The organism is Paenibacillus apii (genome assembly GCF_011043685.1).
Classification (GTDB): Bacteria; Bacillota; Bacilli; order Paenibacillales; family Paenibacillaceae; genus Paenibacillus_AQ; species Paenibacillus_AQ sabinae.
This window is the reverse complement of sequence record NZ_JAAKGU010000007.1, coordinates 138,478-153,806: the sequence shown is the minus strand read 5'-3', so window position 1 is coordinate 153,806 and position 15,329 is coordinate 138,478. Positions and strand designations below refer to the sequence as shown.

The following is a 15,329-nucleotide window of genomic DNA, read 5'->3' as shown; positions in this document are numbered from 1 at the left end:
AGAAGCTCATGAGAAGATTTTGGATTGGCGTCATGTCTGTGCTCATGGTTGTCGTGCTGGCTGCATGCGGAGGCAATGCGAACACCGCCAACGCGCCGGAAGAGACGGGCGCGGCCAATGCGGCGGCATCCAGTGATAAACCGATCGAGCTGAACTACGCGTTCTTTGCCCCGGCCAGCACATTTCCGGCGAAGCAGATGGAGAAATGGAAGGAAGAAGTGGAGAAACGGACGAACGGAAAGGTTGTGGTGAACCTATTCCCGGGCGGCACCCTGCTGGCCGCCAACAATATGTATGACGGGGTCAAAAGCAAGGTCGCGGACATCGGCCTGTCGGTTATGACATACGAGCCGGGAAAATTCCCCCTGCTTACGATCGCCGAGCTGCCTTCGGGATTTCCAAGCGGCAAGGTAGCCAGCCAGGTCATATTTGATCTGCTGAAGGAATACCCGCAGGATTCTTTTAAAGACCTGAAGGTCATCACCGCCTTTGCAACCGAACCGGCTTATATCCAGACCAAAGCCGCTGTCGCGTCCTTAAACGACATCAAAGGCAAACAGATCCGGATTTCCGGCGCGCTTGCGCCGCTGCTAAAGGAGTTGGGCGCCTCACCCGTCGGGATGTCGCAGGCGGAATCCGTCGAAGCGATGCAAACCGGCGTTATCGAAGGCTACGTGTCATCGCGCGAAGTGCTGATGGATTTGAAGCTTGCAGAAATGGCCAAATTTGTGACGGACTACCCGCTGAGCGTTTCGACCTTCGCCGCAGTAATGAACATGGATACCTGGAATTCGCTTCCCCCGGACGTTCAGCAGGTGATCGAGGAGTTAGGGCCGGAGATGGCCGCCTGGGCCGGGGAATATCTCGATAATCATGTGAAGGAAGCAATGGACTGGTCCATGAAGGAAGAAGGTCTGAAGGTCATTACGCTGACGCCGGAGGAGAAACAGGCGTGGGATGCGAAGCTGAAGCCGCTTCAGGATCAAGCGGTCGCCGATCTCGAAGCACAGGGCTTGCCTGCCGAACAATTCAAGAAGCGGCTGGATGAATTGAAGGCCTCCTATTCGAAATAAATCAAAACTTCGATATAAAGTGTACCTATATTGCCCTGATGAACACGAGGAGCCGAAAATGTTCCTTGTTCACGGGGCTTTTATCATTCAACTTATGGTTGACTGGCTAACATGTTAAAATTTAAAATTGTTTCAAAGTAGTCATATTTCCATTCTGAAAAATCCTTTAGAACGCAGTCAAAGGAGGGACGGTCAGATGACAAAAGCGAGTACGATGTCACTGAAAGATTTGGTTCATTTCAGCAAGGAGGAAGGCGATTTTTTCCTGAGGGACCGGAGAATGATGCTGATCAGCTCAGATGCCTTTGGTATGCTGTGCAGGGATTTGATCGTCGCTCTCGGATTGGAAAGGGCGAAACGCTTTTTGCAGCGCTACGGATGGCAATTCGGCGTAAGCGAAGCGCGCTATCTGAACGATATGTTCAGCTGGGATGACGATCTGGAATGGATTTTGGCCGGGTCCAAAATGCACAATATTGCGGGGCGCGTGTTCTCGACCCCCATCCGGATGAACATCAACAAGAGTGAAGGCTTGTTCGATGTGGAAGGGTATTGGATCGATTCCAATGAAGCGAAGCAATTTTTGATGCATTTTAATAAACACCATGAGCCCGTATGCCATTTTTTGGTAGGTTATGCCAGCGGGTATTGCACGGAAACAGTAGGCACCAAAATTATTTTTAAAGAAGTAGAATGCGTTGCCAAAGGAGATCCAAGATGCAAGTATGTCGGCAAGACCCTGGAACAGTGGGGTGACGGCCTTCCTGAGGATCTTATCGATGATGGCCAGGAGAAGCTGGAAGATGAGCTCGACCGGGCTTATAAGCGGATTGAGAAACAGAAAGAAATATTGAACCGGGTAACGACGGTCAGCCAGGAACTCACCCGTATGATCCTGCAGGGTAAAGGGCTGGACGATATGGCCGAGATTCTCGGAAAAAGCCTGAACTGCAACGTTATTATCGAAAATCAGCACCTGGATATGATCACGGGCTACGGCCAGGTCTTGGACAGCTCGTTGAATAAAGTAATGGAGCATCTTGCTCACGATAAAGGAAATCAGCAATACAGCAAAATTAACACTATGCTCAAAGAACACTGCACGGTGCAATTTGAAATCCCCGAGCCCTTTTTCTTTCCCCACGTTCGGCTCGTTACCCCCATTATGCTTCGCAATCAAGTGCTCGGCTATATCTCCATCCTCAAACCGGAGGGCCGGTTCGGCGAGCTGGAATCGGTTCTGCTTGAGCGGTCCGCCAATATTTGCGCCATCCAGCTGCTGAATGAACGGACGGTTGTCGAGACGGAACAGCGCCTGAAGGGCGAACTGCTGGACGAGCTGTTTAATCCTTCCGCCGATATCTCCGCCGTATCCAGGCGGCTGGCCTATCTGGACCATGACCTCAGCCAGCCTCACTATGTCTTTGTTTTTCAATTCGAAACGTCCGGTAAAAAAGGGTCGATTCAGGATGCGCGTTCCACCGCCCTGCGTGAAAAAATCATGGACCGTTTAAAAAGGAGGGCCGAGCAAAACGGATTCCATATCCTGATGTCCACCAAGCTGGAACGCGTTCATGCCCTGATTCCGCAGGCCTATATCGAAAAGCTGAATATGAAGGTGCGGGATTACGGCGAATCCCTGATCGAAGGACTGGGCGACGAAGCTGTTACAACGGTGCTGGGAATCAGCGGCGTATGCCACAACCGCACCTCTTTTTCCAAGGCGTTCAATGAAGCGGTCAAAGCGATCGATATCGGAAGGATCAAAGGGAAAACCGAGCGGGTTGTCCTGTCCACGGATATCAAGCATCTGTCGATTTTGCTGGACGCGAGACGCCCCGAAGAGCTGGAGCAGTACGCCTCTAATTTGCTCGGAGCGCTGCAGGAATACGACCAAAAGTACGCAACGGAGCTGCTGAAAACGATCTACTACTATTTCGACAATGAATGCAATCTGCATAAAACCGCCAGAACGATGAATATCTCCATCAGCGGTATGCGATATCGCCTGGACCGGATTAAACAGCTGTCCGATTTCGATTTATCCAATTCGCTGACCCGGTTCGAGGTGCAATTGGCCTTGGAAATATTCCTCGTGCTCGGGAAGATCGATTATTAATAGCAGGATCTCGGGGGAAACGGCAGGGTCCAAAAGTAGAATATCGCTCTTAACAAGGCGGCTAAATAAAGAGGTAACCAGGTTTTGTGCTCCGCAGCATGCTTTTTCATCCGATTGTGGCAAGAAAAGCCACCTGGCACCGGCCTCATGCTCACTGTTTCAAGGCCTCGCAGGACTCGCGGCAGGACCGCCGGAATCCCCGGTTGTCCTTCATTACCTACAGACTCTTTCGAACGCGGCCTACCTCGGCCAACGCGCTCTACCTCCAGGCAGAGCGCGGATTGCCTTCCTTGCTGTTTTGTGTGCAGCAGACCCTGCGTTGAGAGACCTTATGTAACTTGGAGGGAGTGAAATAGTACTGCGTAAAAGCATTCCATACGTTTATTATCATCTCAATAATGAAGAATGGAATAATTAGCAGCAGCAGCGGCGTTGTCGTTGAAGAAAAGCTTGAGGATGTGCAGGAATTTATAGGGATTATCGGTTGCTTTGAGAGAACTCCTGCGATTATGCAGTATTTTTAACGTATGGAGACTCACCACACTGATCGTGGCCGAAATTCCTGCATATTTGGAGGAATTCTTATGAGAGTAAGCCATCTGCCACTAATTGATGTACATTCGCAGGAATTTAGATAACTATTGAACCGCGCAGCAGGAAATTTTATAAATGCCAAAGCGCACTAGGATGAAGTTTTGTGTGACAACCACCGCTTTTGGTCCAGTCCTTTACATGAGGCAAGTGCCCTGCTGCGGAGGAACCCCTGCCCGGATGTAATAACCCTTTTTGTTTCGCCCTTTTACACAAAGAACGGTTATTCTGCCTCTGGACTGCCTGGACCAAGGGGAGGTTCCGGCCATCCGGACGTCCGGCCGGCGATACCGTCCAGCCCGTCCGATCGGTGGGGCGACTGGGCGAAGAAGACCTGCCGGGAAGGGAACAGGAAGGGGAGCGGAATCCGGAACATGCCCCTGCCGAGCGCTTCAATCCGGAACGTCTCACCGGAGAAATCGGCGGGCGAACGCCCCGTAGACGGTTCGTACACGGATTGGGTGATAAACGTGCAGCCGAACTCCCTCTCCGCCAATTGTTCCATCAGCTCAAGCGTATCGGTCTCAACCGCGATAAGTGGCTCGCCGCCGAACTCCTTCTCCATGATTCGGTCAATCATTTGCCGGACATGAATTCCCTGTTTAGGCAGGATCAGCGGCAGCTCGCGCAAGGCCTGAATAAAAGAGGCGCGGACATAAGAGACGGTTCTGTCCGCAAACGGAAGGAAAGCCGGAAGATATCTGTCGGAGGCGTAAAGATGAAAATCCTGCCGGTACAGGGGGATGGCGCTGATGTCCCCGGGTATGGATTCATACCCGAACAGGCCGAAATCCAGCGTTCCTTCCTGCAGCTTTCTCACGATTTCAGGCGAGTTCGATGTAACGATTTCCAGAGGCCCGCCGTGGGATTGGAAATACCCGGAGAACCGGTGCAGCTCCGATATCAAGGGCGAGGCTACCCCAAGTCTCGTCACTTTGCGTTCGGCGTTCTTCATCCGGGTCTGCTCGATCCCGGTTCTCAGGGTGTGCAGCGCGCTGCCCGCATACTGAATAAACAGCTGTCCGTCGGCTGTAAGCTCCACTCCCGCGGCTGTGCGATGAAACAGCGTAATCCCGTACTCATCTTCGATCAGCTGAATCTTCTTGCTGATGGCGGACTGCGACAAATGGACGAGCTTGGCCGCTTTCCGCATGCTTTTCGTTCTGGACACCGTCATGATGAGCTCCATATCGGACAAGTTCATTGCGTGATCCTCCCTTGAGGGGCGTCAGCCGGACAGGGTGATTCCTTTTTGCTATCACTTCACACCGCCAATTGTTCCTACAATTATATCATAATGGTTCTGGTTTAAGCGCTCCGAACCTGCTAAAAATTGACGGGAGGCAACCAAGATGCAGCCGCTTGAAGGATTGAAGGTTCTGGATTTAACCCGGGTTATGGCCGGGCCTTATTGTACGATGGTGCTTGGAGATCTGGGCGCGGAGGTGATCAAAATTGAAAAGATTCAGAGCGGAGACGATACCCGGTCTACGCCGCCGTTTATTCACGGGGAAAGCGCCAATTTCATGCAGATCAACCGCAATAAGAAAAGCGTGACTCTGAACGTTAAGTCTGCGAGGGGCAAGGAAATCTTTTTCCAGCTGGCGGCGGAGTCGGATGTCATTGTCGAGAACTTCAAACCCGGTGTAATGAGTAAACTGGGTCTGGATTATGAAGCGGTCTGCCGAATCAATCCCGGCATTATTTACTGCTCGATTTCGGGATACGGACAAACGGGGCCTTACCGGGACAAAAGGGGCTTTGATATCGTCGCCCAGGGGATGACGGGTCTGATGAGCATGACCGGCGAACCCGGCGGGCGTCCGGTTAAGCTGGGCATAGCCATCAATGATCTAACGGGGGGCGTTACGGCGCTGTATTCAATCCTGGCGGCTTATGTGCATAAACTCAAAACCGGCGAAGGGCAGTATATCGATGTGTCCATCATGGAATCGGGACTGGCATGGACCTTTTGGGAAGCGGCGGCTTTTTTTGCGGACGGCACGGTTCCGAAGCCGAACGGTTCCCGGCACCGGGTCATGGCTCCATACCAGGCGTTCAGGGCGAAAGACGGCTATGTTCTGGTCGGCGGGGCCAATCAGAGCACCTGGGAACGATTCTGCACGGATGTGATCGATAAGCCCGAATGGATAGAGGACGAACGATTCGCCCGGCCGAAGGACCGCATTCACAATGTCGACATTCTGGAGCGATGCATTGAAGACATCTTTGTCTGTGAAACAAAGGATTACTGGGTCAGCAAGCTTGAGCAGGCAGGGGTGCCCGGCGGGCCCATCAATACATTCGATCAGGCGATGAACGATCCGCATGTCCTTGAGCGCGAAATGGTGCTTGAGGCGGAGCATCCCGTCGCGGGTAAGACCCGGATGCTTGGCATTCCGGCCAAAATGTCCAGAACGCCGGGAAAGATCCGGTCTGCCGCCCCTCTTTTGGGTGAACATACGGAAGAGGTCCTGGGCAGCTATTTGGGAATGTCCAAGGAAGAGATTGAAATGCTTCGCCGGCAAGATGTGATTTAGGGGGGATTGGATGCGGGAGGATCAACAGATATATGTTAGAAAAGATGGGGATATCGCCACAATCGTGCTCAACCGGCCCGAGCGGCGAAACGCCATTTCACTGGACATGTGGCACACCCTGCATGAGCGGCTGATCGAAGTGGAGCGGGACGAGGCGGTCAAAATTGTTATTATCCGGAGCGATGACGACAAGGCGTTTTCGGCGGGAGCGGACATCGGTGAATTCACTTCCGTCCGGGCAAGCTCCGCGTCCGCCAAGCTGTACAACGCAGCGGCCCATCGGGCAGAGGACGTCCTGGCGCGGCTAAGCAAACCGACTATCGCGATGATTCGCGGGCACTGCATCGGGGCGGGCTGCGAGCTGTCTCTGGTTTGTGATTTCCGGTTTGCCGATACCTCGGCGGCATTCGCCATTACGCCCGCCAAACTGGGGATGGTCTATAATTTGTTCGGCATGAAATATCTGGTCCGGCAGGTCGGACCGTCGAATGCCAAGGATATTTTATATTCAGCCCGGAGGGTGGGGGCCGAGGAAGCGCTTCGGATGGGTCTGATCGACCGTTTGTTTGAACCGGACCGGCTGGAGGATGAAGTCTATGCCTACGCCCGCATGCTGTCGCAAAATTCGCAGCTTTCCATTCAAGGAACGAAGAGAATCATTCACGAGATTATGAACGGAATGACCGAGGAAGATGAGGAAATCTCCGCGCTTGTCCTCTCATCCTTCGACGGCCCGGATTATATTGCGGGGATTGAAGCCTTTTTGAATAAAAAAGTACCGGAAGGCGAAAGGAGAAAAGAACGTGGATACTGAGCAAACGCCTTTATTCGCTCTCCTGGGATTTGCCGTTTCCTATGACGAGGATAACAAAGCATGCCGGATCGAATGCCCCGTCCAACCGCTCATGCTGAATCCGCTTGGCATTGTTCATGGAGGTATTCATGCTTATCTGGCCGATACGGCTTTCGGTTTTCTGACGATAAAATTTAAGGATGTCCCTTATGTATCGCTGGAAACGAAAACCTCGTACATGAAGTCGGCCGCCGGCGGCCGGTTGATCGCCGATGCCCGCTTTGTGAAGGATGGATATAAGGCTCTGTTTCTGGAGTGCAGGGTGGAGAATGAGCAGCGGGAAGTGTTAAGTGTCACAACCGGAACGTTCCTTCGGGTTTCATCCGTTTTGTAGCATATAAAGGCCTGTGACCGGTCATCCATTGGGGATCTGAAGGTCACAGGCCTTTTAAAGTTTTACAGCAGTTCGGCAATATGCCGGGCGAGCCGCTCCGACCACGATTCAGAACGTTCATACACGTCTCCGATAAGCAGGAGCTTGCAGTCGTCGAACGGCTTTCCAATGAGCTGCAGCCCTACCGGCAGCCGGTCTTCCACGAATCCGCAGGGGACAGATAGCGCCGGAAAGCCGAGAAAATTCGCCAGCGGCGCTTTGGCCAGGCGGAACATGTTGTGGATGGCCTGCTCCGGAGAGACCGAGCCAATAGGAAACGGCGGATTGTGGTTCATCGGAGAGATCAGCGCGTCAACGGATGCCATGGCCGCAGCCGTGTCCGCGATAAATTTCCGGCGGAATTTTTGCGCCTGCAAATAATCGTCCGCGGACACCTGCCGCCCGAACTCGAGCCGGAAGCGCACATCTTCGCTGTATTGCCCGGACGCATGCTGAAGCATCGGCTTATGAAAGGAATAGCCCTCCGACTGGGCGATAATTCTCGCCGCCCCCTGAGCCTCGCTTAGACGGGAGAGGCTGATTTCCCGTATCTCCGCCCCGAGGCTCTGTAAGCGTTCCATTGCCCGGTCCACGATCCCGGCGATCTCCGGATGCATGCCTTCAAAGAAATACTCCCTACAGAGTCCGAGCGTAAAGCCCTTTAAATCTTCCCGCTTCTCGATTGGGCCTGGAGCAAGTGGCCGCCGGGACGAGGCGGCATCCTTCGGGTCGAATCCGCTTATGGATTCGAACAGGATCGCGGTATCTTCAACGGTGCGTGCCATCGGGCCGACATGGTCCAGCGACCAGCTGAAGGGGACGCAGCCGAAGCGGCTGACCGCCCCGTAAGTCGGCTTAAGGCCGACTGTTCCGCACAAGGCGGAGGGCAGCCGGATGGAGCCCGCCGTATCGGTGCCGAGCGCCCCGAAGCACATCCCGGCAGCCAAAGCCGCTGCGCTGCCGCCGCTGGAGCCGCCGGCGATTTTGTCCCGGTCCCAGGGATTCCGGGTCGTGCCGTAATGGGGATTCTCCGTCGTAGCTCCCATGGCGAATTCGTGCAGATTCGCTTTCCCGATCACAATCGCCCCGGCCTGCTTGAGTCTGGCGACGGCGGTTGCGTCCCGATCGGGGATCCAGTGCTCCAGTACTTTGGAGCCGGCCGTTGTCGGGATTCCGCCAGTCTGCAGCACGTCCTTGACGGCGACGGGAATGCCGTGCAGGGGACCGCGAATGCGTCCCTGCACGGCCTCGGCCTCAAGCGTCCTGGCCTGCTCCATCGCTTCCTCGGGCAGTACCCGGATAAAGGCGCGAAGCCCGGGCTCCAGTGATTCGATGCGCCGGAGCGTCTGCTCCGTCAGCCAGGCGGGCGAAATCTGCTTGTCCTTGATTAACGGGAACAGCGCAGAAAGCGTAAGGCTGTGAACCGACTCGTTCATTCGGCATCACCTTCTTCAAAGAGCGGGCCGATAAAGGCCGGTTCCTCCTCAAGCAGCGCGCCTGCCTCTTCGCCGAACAGGCTTGCGATATATTCGCTTAAACTCATGGCGTCGATCAACCTCCCGGGTGAAGGAATATTAACCGGGTATAACCGGTGCTTTCTCGTGAATGTGCGGCATAATACGCTCGCTGAACAGCTGCTGGGTGCGAATCGTGCGCCAGTGCTCCATCCCGCCATAGGTGCATAAGAGGCTGATTTCCGTTAGTCCCGGGCATTCATCAACGATCTGCTGGACCTTTTCCTTAATCGTCTCCGGAGTGCCCACCCATACGTATTCCTCTTCCACAAGCGTCTTATAGGGGATTTTCACAAGCTCTTCCAACGCGCCGGACGCGTAGAATGCGAAATCCTTGGCCAGCATTTCTTCCCGGGAAGGCATCTCCTTGGTCGGAGAGACATTGCCTGCCATAAACTGCTTGATGTAAGGCTCCGCCTCGCCGATTGCCCGCTGCTCGTCTTCATCCAGGTAGACTGCCTGAACGTATACAATATCCGGCTTGTTGCCGTACTTCTCGCAGGTTTCGCGGTAGATATCCAGGTGCTGCTTCACTTTGCTGAACGGCAGCATTGGAGTAATCAGGACGCCCCAGCCTTCCTTGCCGGCCAGCTCGTAGTTGTGGTTGCTCGCGCCGCCGGTATAAATTTTCGGATGCGGCAGCTGCACCGGCTTCGGAACGATCGAAACGTTGTTTACCTTGTAATACTCGCCGTCATAGGAGAAGGATTCCTGCGACCAGGCCAGCTTCAGAATTTCCAGCGATTCCATAAACCGGCCGCGACTTTGCTCCAGCGGAATGGACGCTTTCGGGAATACCCACGAATGGCCCCGCCCGAAGGCAACTTCGACCCGGCCGCCCGTCAGGATATCCGCGACCGCCAGCTGACCGGCGAAGACCATCGGATTGTGAAGCGGAAGGACGTGGGAGCAGGTGCGGAAGCGGATATGGTTCGTCCGCTGCGCCGCCGCCGAATAAAGCGCCAGCGGATTCGCGGAGATGGAGAACTCTTCAAACCAGTGATGCTCAAGCGTAGAGAAGGAGTTGAAACCGTTCTTGTCGGCATGCTCAATCTGCTCCAGAACCTCGCGGTATAACTGCGCGTGGGGCTTTGGGTTCGACTTCGGGTTTTGCATTTCCACATAAATACCAAACTTCATCGTCATTACCTCCCGGGTATGAAATAATCAGGCTTCCAGCAAGAAAAAGGGGCGTCCGATAATCGCTTCAAGACGGAAATAACGGTCCAGTCCGGTCGCGCGAAAAGCGTGGGTCATGTTTGTTACGGTCTGCAGATCCGGAACGTCGTAGAGAAAAAGGGCGTGAAAGCCTTTATCTCCGGCATGTCCGGCAGTTAGAATGTCCCGGTCGATCGTGCCAAGAAGCGTAATTTCGTATTGCTTCCAGGCGGTAATAACCTCATTCAGAGCAGGCAATACATGATCCTTCTTCTCCTCGGGGGTTGTATCGAACCAGCCTGTCGATTCGAACATGATCAGGACGCGAAGCTTCTCGGGAATTTTCGGGGCACCGTGCTCCATGGCCATAGCAATCACCTCATTCATAAAATTTGGTTCGCGCAACTTACGGTTTAGCACACGCGGATTACCGCATCAGCCTTCCGCCGTTAACGTCGAAGGTCGCTCCGGTTATGAAGCCGGTGGAACCGGCAGCCAAATAGTAGACCAGCTCCGCCACCTCTTCCGATTCTCCGACACGCCCCACGGGGATCGTCTCAACCATTTTTTCAATAAAGGCGGGATCCATCTTGTCCATTTCCGGCGTCCTTACGGAAGCCGGAGCGACGGCGTTCACGGTTACGCTGTAAGGAGCAAGCTCGCGTGCGAACACCTTGGTTAACGCGAGCTGCCCGGCCTTGGAAGCGGAATAGGCCGCGCTTGAAGTCATGGGTCCGAACTGCCCGCCGAAGGAGGACATATTGATGATCCGGCCTTGGCGCTGTTGTTTCATGACGGGAACGATAGCCTGGGAGAAGAAGAAGGTGCTTCCCAAATTGACGGACATGATCCGGTTCCACTCTTCCGGCGTCGTATCGGCAATGGAGGTTCCCGTCCGGATGCCGGCATTGTTCACCAGCGCGTCGACCCGTCCCCAGCGCTCCATCACAACGCTCACGCATTCGGCGATCTTGGCGTTGTCGGTAACATCCATTTCAAAGAACAAAGCCTCCCCGCTGTCCAGCTTCGCCTGAAACCGGGAACGGATTTGCTCCAGGTCCAAGCTGACAAATGCCACGCGCCAGCCGTTATCAAGGAAATAGCCGGCGATGGCGAGCCCGATTCCCTGTGAGGAGCCGGTAACGATAACGGTCCGGTGTTCCGAGACATCCATATGTAGTCTCCTTTCTGGAAGTGTAGTTCCGCCTTAGTCCCACAGCTGACGAAGGACGCGCAAGACGTTACCGCCGGCTGCCTTGGCGATATCACTGTCGCTGTATCCGTGCCGGATCAGCCACCGGACCATATTGGGCACCGCCTCCACCGGATTCTCGGCTCCCCTTACATAGTCCGCTTCGGTAAAATGCTCTCCGCTGTGCGACGCTCCAATCGAGAGCTGATTATCTACCGCACGCTGCAGCGCCGTGTGATCGCCGAAGAACGTGTCGGGTCCAAAGGCAACATGGTCGATTCCGACGAGATTTGCGACATATTCGAAATGCTCCATGACCGATTCCAGGCAGTGGTGCGGGTGGTTTCGCGTCATGGTCGTATTCGGAGCGGCCAGGATTCCGATGAGGCCGCCCCGTTCCTTGCAGGCGAGCAGAATCTCGTCCGGCTTCATCCGGGGAGTGTTCCACAGCGCTCTGGCTCCCGCGTGGGTAATCAGCACGGGCTGTTCGCTCGCCTCGATCACCTCCATGCTCGTGCGGTCGCCGCAATGAGAAATGTCAATCACCATGCGGAGGCGGTTCATGCGCTCCACTACCCGCCTGCCGAAACGGGTCAGTCCGCCGTCATGCGTCTCCGACAGTCCCGAACCGAGCGTATTCGCATCGTTATAGGTGATTCCCATACAGCGGATCCCGAAGCCATAGAGAATATCCACGCGTTCGATTTCGTTCTCAAGGGCGGTAGCCGCCTCAAGTGAAGGGATAATGGCGATTTGACCGTTTGCTTTGGCTGTGAGGATATCGTTCACGCTTGAAGCGATGCGCACTGTATCCTGATGAGCCATATCGCAGTACCGCATCCCGAGGTTCCACAGGACATCGTCCCATTTCAGTCCGGCTTTGGACGTCACATTCATGACGCCGTCCATGAAGTTTTCGAACAGGCCGTCAAGCCTGGACAATGCAAGGCCTTCATAGTCGAATGCGGTATACCCCTGGCGGCAGTACGCGAGAATATCTTCACTGTGCTTAGGCATGGTGAAGCCATGATCGCGCAGGGAGAGAATGGGATGGCCGCTCATCAAAGCTTCGTATCGCCTCCGCTCCGGTTCGGTCAGCGTTTCTTCACACGCTTTCTCCGGATCGGACCGCTCCGCGAGCGGATAGAACCGGTAATCGGCATCTTGGCGAAGGTACTGAAATGACCGGTACCCGTCAAACCTTTTCATAGGAATGAGGGCCTTCGGTTTCTTCCATAAAGCTGCCGTCCTTGTAGACAAACTCGCCGTCCAGCGGAATTACTTCGCTCCATTTCCGGCCTTTGGGTCCTACAAGTCCGCAGCTGTACAGTTTACCGAGGGGGATGTCCTGCAGCCGTACGGTGGGCTCTTCCCGCATGTGCGCCTTCACGTTATCAAGCAGCATGCGCCGCATCTGGATAATCGGAAGGTCGCTCGTCCCCAGATGCTCCCTGGAACGGTCCACAATCGGGCCCATCGTTTCCGTGACGGCATGATCCTGATTTGCGATCCCTTCGATCCCGGAATAGTTGGCGTAGGTCATCAATTCCCGGTCTTGCTTGTAGTTGTTCGTTATATTGTTAAGCTTGCGGAACTGCTCGTCTACAAGGATGCCCCGCCGTTCACGCTGGGCTTCCGCATCGATGTCGCTGTAATGGGCGAATTGTACGTCCCAGCTCCATGTGCTGTGATCGTCCCGGGGGATAAAGGCGTGCCACATGCCGTCCTCGCCCTTCATTCTTGGAGGGTACGTATAAAAAGGGAAAATGTAGTGGATTTCCATAAACACATCGGTCGTCTCGTCCTCGCTGCCTACGGCGATGCAGCGTTTGCCGTAGCTGGTCGTTTCGACGGCCTGTTTGACCGGCGGATTCTTAACCAGGGGATGATCGGGATTAATACCGAGCTTGCTGCTTAGCAGCCCGTCCTTGATGTTCTGCTTCTGAAGCGCCTTGTGCAGAAAAGCGGCGTGGACGTAATCCAGGTCATTCTCCATAACCTGCAAATAGTTGCATTCCTGCCATACCCGTTCGGATACGAGCCGGGAATCAGGCAAGTTCATCCAGTAAAAGTCCGGAAAAGGAGGTTGATGCTCCTTGGGCCCCAGATACCCCCATACGATGCCGTTCTTCTCGGTCGTCTCGTAGGCTTTAAGGTGAATGCCTTTCTTGAGCTTGCTGTCCTTCGGCTCGGACGGCAGATCGACGCATTCCCCTTGGGTGTTGAACTTCCAGCCGTGGTAAATACAGGTCAATCCGCAGCCGCTGTTATTGCCAAGACTCAGGGAGGTGCCGCGGTGCGGACATTTCTCGTCGACTAAGCCGACCTTCCCGTCCGTATCCCGGAAAGCCAGTAAATCTTCGCCGAGGATTTTGATTTTCTTCGGCTCCCCGTCCGAAAGCAGTTCATCCGATTTCAGAACGGGAATCCAGTAACGCCGGAACATTTCGCCCATTGGGGTTCCCGGACCGGTACGTGTCAGCAATTCATTGTCTTCCGTCTTTAACATGCCTTCGTTCCTCCTTGTTTCAGTATCCGGATGGAATAGAAGCGGACTTTTGAACGTCGGACTAACCTGCCGGCCCCCGTATCGTTCATGAAAAATTAATAATTTATGTCATCTTATATTCCATGTGTCTACCATAACGGAATTGAAAAAGGTTGAATACATTCGAAACGGACAGTGTTTTTTAAGTTTACCGGGCGAACCGTACAGTTGATTTCACAAATACTTCACAAAATACAATCCATACTGGGCGAATCGAATAAGTCAGAACCTGAAAAGCGTACGATTCAGTCGTTTTCGAACCGGTTTGTTTCCGATATGTTGTTATTATGTAAGATAAACTTACGTAAAAGAGCAAAGAGGAGCTGGGACTATGAAATCTTCTCCAAGAATCGCCGTTCTGGGAGCGGGCGCGATGGGAAGCCGGATCGGCGCCCACTTGTTTGAAGCGAGGTATGCGGTTGTTCTTTACGATTCCTGGAAAGACCACGTTGCTGAAATACAGCGAAATGGACTGCGCATTGTACACGAACATTCAGCCCGAACACTTAGGATTAAAGCGGCCAACCGGCCGCTGCCCGGCGAAGTGTATGATTATGTTCTCCTCCTGACCAAAAGCGGCCAGACGGAGGAGGCCCTCGCCGGCTTCAGGGACATTATCGGGCCGGATACCCATGTGGTTTCCCTTCAGAACGGCATCGCCGGCATCGAAATTCTTCCCCGCTATATTCCGAAGGAACGTATTCTTGTAGGCGTCACTACGTACAGCTCCGACCTGCTCGGTCCGGGCGCCGTACAAATCGGCGGTTCAGGCATCACATATCTCTCCCGGTTGTCCGGCGGGAGTTCGCCTGCTGTTGATACGCTGGAAGCTATTTTCAACGCGGCGGGATTTCAGACGGTGGTCTCAGAGGATGCGATGCAGGTAATTTGGGAAAAGCTGGCGTTTAATGCCTCGATCAATCCGGTTACGGCCTTGACCCGGCTAAACGCGGGAGAGGCGGGAACCCACCCGCTTGGCATAGAACTGATGAGTTCGATTGTGGGGGAAGTAGCGGCAGTGGGGCACCGGCTGGGTATCAACGTGAGAACCGATGAGGTCATGAATCAACTGAGGCGAGCCTGCGAACCTGAGGCATGCAGCGATCATTTGCCCAGTATGCTGCAGGATGTGCTGAAAGGGAGAAAGACGGAGATCGAGGCATTGAACGGAGCCGTCATCCGGTTAGCCGATGACTTCGGGATGGACATTCCTTATAACAGAGCCTTATATCAAATGGTCAAAATGCTGGATGAGATCAAGGGACTTAGCTTGAGCTACTTCCGGTTCAAAGACAGCTGCACCGGCGAAACTTCAAAAGTGGAAGCTCCGTCTTCCAGGCGTCTCCCAACCGAATAACAAAACAAACA

Annotated in this window: 13 protein-coding genes; 6 read left to right on the top strand and 7 right to left on the bottom strand. The window is 54.2% G+C overall.

What is annotated here, in order from left to right:
* The first annotated feature begins 8 nt into the window (after positions 1–8).
* Entirely contained in the window at positions 9–1,073 is a 1,065-nt protein-coding gene (locus tag G5B47_RS16075; protein WP_165099956.1) for a TRAP transporter substrate-binding protein, read from the top strand.
* 196 nt (positions 1,074–1,269) lie between these two features.
* A complete protein-coding gene (locus G5B47_RS16070) occupies positions 1,270–3,192 on the top strand; it encodes a XylR N-terminal domain-containing protein (protein ID WP_165099953.1) in 1,923 nt (640 codons plus the stop codon).
* Positions 3,193–4,006: 814 nt separating this feature from the next.
* Here the strand turns inward: G5B47_RS16070 and G5B47_RS16065 are convergent.
* Complete coding sequence (locus G5B47_RS16065) at positions 4,007–4,987, bottom strand: LysR family transcriptional regulator (protein ID WP_165099950.1); 981 nt, start codon at positions 4,985–4,987, stop codon at positions 4,007–4,009.
* A 148-nt stretch (positions 4,988–5,135) separates the two neighbouring features.
* Between G5B47_RS16065 and G5B47_RS16060 the strand changes: the two genes are divergently transcribed.
* The 3 genes from G5B47_RS16060 to G5B47_RS16050 are packed head-to-tail and all read left to right on the top strand — an operon-like array spanning position 5,136 to position 7,510.
* Positions 5,136–6,323, top strand: coding sequence for a CaiB/BaiF CoA transferase family protein (locus tag G5B47_RS16060; RefSeq protein WP_124696321.1), 1,188 nt, complete (start codon positions 5,136–5,138; stop codon positions 6,321–6,323).
* Positions 6,324–6,333: 10 nt separating this feature from the next.
* Complete coding sequence (locus tag G5B47_RS16055) at positions 6,334–7,137, top strand: enoyl-CoA hydratase/isomerase family protein (RefSeq protein WP_165099948.1); 804 nt, start codon at positions 6,334–6,336, stop codon at positions 7,135–7,137.
* Positions 7,127–7,510, top strand: coding sequence for a PaaI family thioesterase (locus G5B47_RS16050; RefSeq protein ID WP_165099946.1), 384 nt, complete (start codon positions 7,127–7,129; stop codon positions 7,508–7,510). Before G5B47_RS16055 ends, G5B47_RS16050 begins: the two co-directional genes overlap by 11 nt.
* 62 nt (positions 7,511–7,572) lie before the next feature.
* On the opposite strand, the gene G5B47_RS16045 is transcribed toward G5B47_RS16050, so the two are convergent.
* The 6 genes from G5B47_RS16045 to G5B47_RS16020 form a co-directional block, all read right to left on the bottom strand.
* On the bottom strand, positions 7,573–8,985 hold the full coding sequence (locus tag G5B47_RS16045; protein WP_165099944.1) for an amidase: 1,413 nt from the start codon (positions 8,983–8,985) through the stop codon (positions 7,573–7,575).
* Positions 8,986–9,123: 138 nt separating this feature from the next.
* Positions 9,124–10,203 (bottom strand): LLM class flavin-dependent oxidoreductase, encoded by a 1,080-nt coding sequence (locus G5B47_RS16040; RefSeq protein WP_165099941.1) that lies wholly within the window; start codon positions 10,201–10,203, stop codon positions 9,124–9,126.
* Between the two features lie 27 nt (positions 10,204–10,230).
* The gene (locus G5B47_RS16035) at positions 10,231–10,590 is read right to left on the bottom strand and encodes a hypothetical protein (protein ID WP_168129827.1); all 360 of its coding nucleotides are present in this window, start codon (positions 10,588–10,590) and stop codon (positions 10,231–10,233) included.
* A 58-nt stretch (positions 10,591–10,648) separates the two neighbouring features.
* Positions 10,649–11,395, bottom strand: a complete 747-nt coding sequence (locus G5B47_RS16030) for an SDR family NAD(P)-dependent oxidoreductase (protein WP_165099936.1) — start codon at positions 11,393–11,395, stop codon at positions 10,649–10,651.
* Positions 11,396–11,428: 33 nt separating this feature from the next.
* Entirely contained in the window at positions 11,429–12,622 is a 1,194-nt protein-coding gene (locus tag G5B47_RS16025; RefSeq protein ID WP_206107394.1) for a dipeptidase, read from the bottom strand.
* Positions 12,609–13,922 (bottom strand): Rieske 2Fe-2S domain-containing protein, encoded by a 1,314-nt coding sequence (locus G5B47_RS16020; protein WP_165099935.1) that lies wholly within the window; start codon positions 13,920–13,922, stop codon positions 12,609–12,611. Before G5B47_RS16020 ends, G5B47_RS16025 begins: the two co-directional genes overlap by 14 nt.
* A 370-nt stretch (positions 13,923–14,292) precedes the next feature.
* Between G5B47_RS16020 and G5B47_RS16015 the strand changes: the two genes are divergently transcribed.
* The gene (locus G5B47_RS16015; RefSeq protein WP_165099932.1) at positions 14,293–15,318 is read left to right on the top strand and encodes a ketopantoate reductase family protein; all 1,026 of its coding nucleotides are present in this window, start codon (positions 14,293–14,295) and stop codon (positions 15,316–15,318) included.
* Positions 15,319–15,329: the final 11 nt, after the last annotated feature.

Excerpts from the sequence above, each read along its gene's own strand:
- G5B47_RS16025 (WP_206107394.1), bottom strand. The coding sequence starts at position 12,622 with ATGAAAAGGTTTGACGGGTACCGGTCATTTCAGTACCTTCGCCAAGAT.
- G5B47_RS16020 (WP_165099935.1), bottom strand. The coding sequence starts at position 13,922 with ATGTTAAAGACGGAAGACAATGAATTGCTGACACGTACCGGTCCGGGA.
- G5B47_RS16040 (WP_165099941.1), bottom strand. The coding sequence starts at position 10,203 with ATGAAGTTTGGTATTTATGTGGAAATGCAAAACCCGAAGTCGAACCCA.
- G5B47_RS16075 (WP_165099956.1), top strand. The coding sequence starts at position 9 with ATGAGAAGATTTTGGATTGGCGTCATGTCTGTGCTCATGGTTGTCGTG.
- G5B47_RS16060 (WP_124696321.1), top strand. The coding sequence starts at position 5,136 with ATGCAGCCGCTTGAAGGATTGAAGGTTCTGGATTTAACCCGGGTTATG.
- G5B47_RS16030 (WP_165099936.1), bottom strand. The coding sequence starts at position 11,395 with ATGGATGTCTCGGAACACCGGACCGTTATCGTTACCGGCTCCTCACAG.
- G5B47_RS16015 (WP_165099932.1), top strand. The coding sequence starts at position 14,293 with ATGAAATCTTCTCCAAGAATCGCCGTTCTGGGAGCGGGCGCGATGGGA.
- G5B47_RS16065 (WP_165099950.1), bottom strand. The coding sequence starts at position 4,987 with ATGAACTTGTCCGATATGGAGCTCATCATGACGGTGTCCAGAACGAAA.
- G5B47_RS16070 (WP_165099953.1), top strand. The coding sequence starts at position 1,270 with ATGACAAAAGCGAGTACGATGTCACTGAAAGATTTGGTTCATTTCAGC.
- G5B47_RS16055 (WP_165099948.1), top strand. The coding sequence starts at position 6,334 with ATGCGGGAGGATCAACAGATATATGTTAGAAAAGATGGGGATATCGCC.
- G5B47_RS16035 (WP_168129827.1), bottom strand. The coding sequence starts at position 10,590 with ATGGCCATGGAGCACGGTGCCCCGAAAATTCCCGAGAAGCTTCGCGTC.
- G5B47_RS16045 (WP_165099944.1), bottom strand. The coding sequence starts at position 8,985 with ATGAACGAGTCGGTTCACAGCCTTACGCTTTCTGCGCTGTTCCCGTTA.